The sequence below is a fragment of the Acidovorax sp. KPB24-03 genome, from assembly GCF_057546605.1.
The window spans coordinates 1-6,143 of sequence record NZ_BAAJYR010000205.1 but is presented as its reverse complement, the minus strand read 5'-3'; the positions used below and the strand labels follow the sequence as shown (position 1 = coordinate 6,143).

General features: G+C 66.8%; 4 protein-coding genes. 2 read left to right on the top strand and 2 right to left on the bottom strand.

Annotated elements, in window-relative coordinates:
* Window positions 1-315: 315 nt before the first annotated feature.
* The gene (locus AC27KI_RS17145) at window positions 316-1,089 is read right to left on the bottom strand and encodes a ferredoxin--NADP reductase (RefSeq protein WP_272549805.1); all 774 of its coding nucleotides are present in this window, start codon (window positions 1,087-1,089) and stop codon (window positions 316-318) included.
* A 232-nt stretch (window positions 1,090-1,321) separates the two neighbouring features.
* A complete protein-coding gene (locus AC27KI_RS17140) occupies window positions 1,322-1,942 on the bottom strand; it encodes a TetR/AcrR family transcriptional regulator (RefSeq protein WP_284394670.1) in 621 nt (206 codons plus the stop codon).
* A gap of 125 nt (window positions 1,943-2,067) precedes the next feature.
* Here AC27KI_RS17140 and AC27KI_RS17135 point away from each other — a divergent pair, with 125 nt between their 5' ends.
* Together AC27KI_RS17135 and AC27KI_RS17130 are read left to right on the top strand one after the other, a co-directional pair.
* Window positions 2,068-3,276, top strand: a complete 1,209-nt coding sequence (locus AC27KI_RS17135) for an efflux RND transporter periplasmic adaptor subunit (protein ID WP_487089983.1) — start codon at window positions 2,068-2,070, stop codon at window positions 3,274-3,276.
* A gap of 18 nt (window positions 3,277-3,294) precedes the next feature.
* A partial coding sequence (locus AC27KI_RS17130; protein WP_487114912.1) for an efflux RND transporter permease subunit occupies window positions 3,295-6,143 on the top strand: 2,849 nt, incomplete at its 3' end.

Here is a 6,143-nt window from a genome sequence, read left to right as displayed (position 1 = left end):
GGCGCGCAGTCGATGCGCGTGGCCAACAACGGCTACTGATCGGCGGGGCCTGCGCAGGCCCCTTGCCTCATCACTGTCCCACGGGCGGCCTTGGCCGCCCGTTGCCATTGGGGCGGCGGTTCCGGCGCCGCTGGCCACCGTGGTGGTATCTTGTGTTTTGTGCCTCCAGTGCAATCAGTACTAGGGCATTGTGCTATTAATTTAATAGCAATTGAGGGGTGGCTTTGTCCACGGGCCGGCGCTGCGTGAGGCCGGTGCCTCGCGGGTAGGGCCGGCCTCTGCCATCCCGGGCCCGCCCGCGCCCGGCGCGTCACTTCATTTCTCGACGAACGCGCGTTCGATCACGAAGTCGCCGGGCTTCGTGGTGTTGCCTTCCTCGAAGTCGCGGTGCTCCAGGATGGCCTTGAGCGATGCCAGCATCTCGGGGCTGCCGCACAGCATGACGCGGTCCACCAGCGGGTCCAGCGGGGGCACGCCCAGGTCGGTGAAGAGCTTGCCGCTTTCGATCAGGTCGTTGATGCGGCCCTGGTTGCGGAACGGCTCGCGGGTCACCGTGGGGTAGTACTTGAGCTGCTTGGACACCGTCTCGCCCAGGAACTCGTGCTGCGGCAGCGTTTCGGTGATGAAGTCGTGGTAGGCCAGCTCCTTGACCTGGCGCACGCCGTGCACCAGCACCACTTCCTCGAACTTCTCATAGGTGTCGGGGTCGCGGATCACCGACAGGAAGGGCGCGAGGCCCGTGCCCGTGGAGATCAAATACAGGCGCTTGGCGGGCAGCAGATAGTCGATGAGCAGCGTGCCCGTGGGCTTTCTGCCCACCACGATGGAGTCGCCCACCTGGATGTTCTGCAGGCGCGAGGTCAGCGGGCCGTCCGGCACCTTGATCGACAGGAACTCCAGGTGCTCTTCGTAGTTGGCGCTGGCGATGCTGTAGGCCCGCAGCAGCGGCTTGTCGTTCACCTTGAGGCCGATCATGGTGAAGTGGCCGTTGGAGAACCGCAGCGCCGGGTCGCGCGTGGTGGTGAAGGAAAACAGGCGGTCGGTCCAGTGGTGGACGGAAAGGACTCGTTCTTCGTTGAATGCGCTCATGGAAATGGTGCAGATTGGGTGTGAGACGAAAGAAGCCTTCAGGGGCAGGGCCGGTGGCGGATGGGCGCATTGCGCGACCTGGGCTGCCCCCTGCCATGCGGGCAAACCCGCACATTGTCGGGCAAACCGGCCCCGCGGCCTTATGGCATCTGCGCATGTGCTTATGCCAGCCGGGCCCGGTGGGGGGGCGGCGGGCGCCGGGACGCTCCCGCGATCGGTGGTGCCGGGCGCTTCAGGCGCCGTCGGCCGGGTCCACCGCGTAGCCGCGCAAGAACACGTCGATGGCCCGGCCGATGGCCTGGCGCATCTTCACCTTGGACAGGTTGTCCTCCAGGCCGAAGAGGCGCGGCGTGGCCGTCTCCGACTCCATCAGGGCCATGAAGTGGCGCGCCGCGGTCAGGGGGTCGGCCTGCCGCAGCAGGCCTTTGCGCATCTGGGCTTCCAGGAACGAACCCAGGGCCTGAATGCCCTTGTGGGGGCCCAGTTCGAAGAAACGCTTGCCAATGTCGCTGCGGCCCGATTCGGCGACGAAGGCGCGCTTGGCCTGGATGGCCGGCTCGCTGCAGATCACGGCCAGCATCTTCTCGGCGAAGGTCTTCAGCGCGGTTTCCAGCTCGCTCTCGTCCTGCTCGAGCGCGAGAAAGAACAATTCGATGTGCTGCTTGGCCGCGCCGATGGCGACCTCCAGGAACAGCTCTTCCTTGGAGCTGAAATACCCGTACAGCGTGGATTTGGAGCCCCCGACCCGGGCGGCGATCTCCGCCATCGACGCCCCCTCGAACCCCGATTCCGAAAAAACCTGGGAGGCAATTTCCACGATCGCGTCCCGCTTGGCTTCCGTCTTGACGCGCATCTACCGACTTCCGTTTTCTGTATTCATGCGTCCGAGTATTGATGGGCGAAGAATCGAAGTCAAATTTACTTTACCGTACAGTACGGTTTGTATATCATCGGCGCATTGTTCTTTGGAGATTGCCCATGCGACCCGTTCATCGCCCCTTGCTCACGCTGTCGGCCGCAGCTGCCATGGCCTGTCTGCTCGCCGCCTGCGGCAAGCCCCCGGGCGGCCCGCCGGCACCGCAGGACACGCCCATCGTCGGTGTGATGACCGTGCAGCCGCAGCCTGTGGCGCTGAGCACCGAACTGCCCGGCCGCACCGTGCCCTACCTGGTCGCCGACGTGCGGCCCCAGGTGGGCGGCATCGTGAAGGCGCGCAAGTTCCGCGAGGGCAGCGATGTGAAGGCCGGCGAGGCGCTCTACCAGATCGACCCTGCCACCTACCAGGCCACCTACGACAGCAACGTGGCCGCCCTGGCCAAGGCCCAGGCCAGCCTCAAGACCACCCGGCTCAAGGCCGACCGCTACAAGGAGCTGGTGGCCATCCAGGCCGTGAGCCAGCAGGATTACGACGACGCGGCCGCATCGCTGGGCCAGGGCGAGGCCGACGTGGCATCGGCCCGGGCGAACGTGGAAACGAGCCGCATCAACCTGGCCTATGCGCGGGTCGATGCGCCCATCTCGGGCCGCATCGGCAAGTCCAGCGTCACGCCGGGCGCGCTGGTCACCGCCAGCCAGGCCACGGCGCTGGCGACCATCCAGCAACTGGACCCGATCTACGTGGACGTGACGCAGCCCAGCGCCGCGCTGCTGCGCCTCAAGCAGGCCCTGGCCCGCGGCGATCTGCAAAAGGCGGGTGCCAATGCCGCCAAGGTGCGGCTGATGCTGGAAGACGGCAGCGCCTACCCGCTGGAAGGCAAGCTGGAGTTCTCGGACGTCACCGTGGACCAGAGCACCGGCGCGATCACGCTGCGCGCCGTGTTCCCCAACCCGCGGGCCGATCTGCTGCCCGGCATGTACGTGCGCGCCGTGCTGCAGGAAGGCGTGAAGGAGCAGGGCCTGCTCGTGCCGCAGCAGGCCGTCACGCGCGACAGCACCGGCAAGCCCATGGCCTACGTGGTCGGCGCGGACAGCAAGCTGCAGCGGCGGGCCCTGGAGACCGAGCGCACGGTGGGCGACCAGTGGCTGGTGCGCACCGGGCTGCAGGCCGGAGACCGGCTCGTGGTGGACGGACAGCAGCGGGCCGCGCCCGGTGCCCTGGTGAAGGCGATGCCCTGGACACCCAAGGCCGCGGCCGCGCCCGTGGCACAGGCCACCGGCCCCGAGGGTGCCGCCAACTCCGCGAACTGACGCGCGCGAAAGAACCCCATGGCACGCTTTTTCATCGACCGCCCCATCTTCGCATGGGTCCTGGCCATCATCGTGATGCTGGCCGGCGCCCTCTCTATCTTCACCCTGCCGATCGCGCAGTACCCCAGCATCGCGCCGCCCGCCGTGGCGATCACGGCCAACTACCCCGGCGCCTCCGCCAAGACGCTGGAGGACACCGTCACCCAGGTCATCGAGCAGAAGATGAAGGGACTGGACCGGCTCAGCTACATGGCCTCGACCAGCGAGTCGTCCGGCCAGGTCACGATCACACTCACGTTCGACAACGGCACCGACCCCGATACCGCCCAGGTGCAGGTGCAGAACAAGCTGTCGCTGGCCACGCCGCTGCTGCCGCAAGAGGTGCAGCAGCAGGGCGTCACGGTCACCAAGTCGGCCACCAACTTTCTGAACGTGCTGGCCTTCACCTCCGAAGACGGCAGCATGAACGGCTCCGACCTGTCGGACTACGTGGCCGCCAACGTGCAGGACGCGATCAGCCGCGTGGAAGGCGTGGGCGACACGACCCTGTTCGGTTCGCAGTACGCCATGCGGGTCTGGCTTGATCCGGACAAGCTGGCCAACTTCGGCCTCACGCCGCTCGATGTGAAGACGGCCATCCAGGCGCAGAACGCGCAGGTCTCGGCCGGCCAGCTGGGTGCGCTGCCAGCGGCCGGCAACCAGCAGATCAACGCCACCATCACCGCGCAGACGCGCATGAAGACGGCGCCGGAGTTCGAGGAGATCCTGCTGCGCACCCTGACCAACGGCTCGCAGGTGCGGCTGCGCGATGTGGCCCGCATCGAACTGGGCAGCGAAAACTACAGCACCGTCGGCCGCTACAACGGCAAGCCGGCCGCCGGCCTGGCGATCAAGCTGGCCACCGGCGCCAATGCCCTCGACACGGTCCGCGCGATTGACGCGCGGGTGGACGAACTGCAGAAGTTCTTCCCTCCGGGCATGAAGGTGCAAAAGCCCTACGACACCACGCCGTTCGTGCGCATCTCCATTGAGGAGGTGGTGCGGACCCTGGTCGAGGCCGTGGTGCTGGTGTTCCTGGTGATGTACCTGTTCCTGCAGAACTTCCGCGCCACGCTGATCCCCACCATTGCGGTGCCCGTGGTGCTGCTGGGCACCTTCGGCGTGCTCGCGGCGTTCGGCTTCACGATCAACACGCTGACCATGTTCGCGATGGTGCTGGCCATCGGGCTGCTGGTGGACGATGCCATCGTGGTCGTGGAGAACGTCGAGCGGGTGATGACCGAGGAGGGACTGTCGCCCAAAGAGGCCACGCGCAAGTCGATGGGCCAGATCACCGGAGCGCTCGTCGGCGTGGCCCTGGTGCTGGCCGCGGTGTTCGTGCCCATGGCGTTTTTCAGCGGCTCGACCGGGGTGATCTACCGCCAGTTTTCCATCACCATCGTCTCGGCGATGACGCTCTCGGTGCTGGTGGCGATGGTGCTGACGCCCGCCCTGTGCGCCACGCTCCTCAAGCCGGTGCCCAAGGGCCACGCCATGGCGACGACCGGCTTCTTCGGAGCGTTCAACCGTGCCTTCGATCGCGGCAACCGCGGCTACCAGGGCATCGTGCGGCACATGCTGGGCAAGGGCTGGCGCTACATGACGCTGTATGCGGTGCTGCTGGCGGCGGTGGTGTTCGGCTTCATGAAGCTGCCCGTGGGCTTTCTGCCCGACGAGGACCAGGGCACGATGTTCGTGCTGGTGCAGCTGCCACCCGGTGCCGCCAACGCGCGCACCGAAGAGGTCATCCACCAGGTGGAGAAGCACTTCCTGGAGGACCAGAAGGATGCGGTGGCGGGCGTGTTCTCGGTGTCCGGCTTCAGCTTCGCCGGCAGCGGCCAGAACACGGGGTTTGCCTTCGTCAAGCTCAAGCCCTGGGACGAGCGCAAGGGCGAGGCGCTGAGCGTGTCGGGCGTTTCGCAAAAGGCCGGCGCGTTCTTCGCGACGATCCGCGATGCGCAGGTGTTCGCCTTCGCGCCGCCTGCCGTGTCCGAACTGGGCAACGCCACCGGGTTCGATCTGATGCTGCAGGACCGCGCCAACCTGGGCCATGCCGCGCTGATGCAGGCGCGCAACCAGCTGCTGGGCGAGCTGTCCAGGGACCCACGCCTGGTGGCGGTGCGCCCCAACGGACTGGAGGACACGCCGGAGTTCCGCCTGGAGATCGATCCGCACAAGGCGGGGGCGCTGGGGCTGTCGATGGCCGACATCAACAACACGTTCTCGGCCGCCTGGGGCAGCAGCTATGTCAACGATTTCATCGACAAGGGGCGCGTGAAGAAGGTGATGCTGCAGGCCGACGCACCGTTTCGCATGCTGCCCGAGGACATCGATCGCTGGTACGTGCGCAACAGCGCCGGCACGATGGTGCCCTTCACCTCGTTCGCCAAGGCCAGCTGGACATCGGGTTCGCCGCGGCTGGAGCGCTACAACGGCGTGCCCTCCATGGAAATCCTGGGCATGGCGATGCCGGGCGCGGCATCGAGCGGCGAGGCTCTGGCGATCGTCGAGGCGGCGGTGGCCAAGCTGCCGCCCGGCATCGGCTTCGAGTGGACCGGGCTGTCGCGCCAGGAGAAGGCCTCGACCGGCCAGACCGGCCTGCTCTATGCGCTGTCGATCCTGATCGTGTTCCTGTGCCTGGCGGCGCTCTATGAAAGCTGGGCGATCCCGTTCTCGGTGATCCTCGTGGTGCCGCTGGGCGTGTTCGGCGCGCTGCTCGGGGCCATGCTGACCTGGAAGATGAACGACGTGTACTTCCAGGTGGGCCTGCTCACCACCATCGGGCTGGCGTCCAAGAACGCCATCCTGATCGTGGAGTTCGCCAAGGA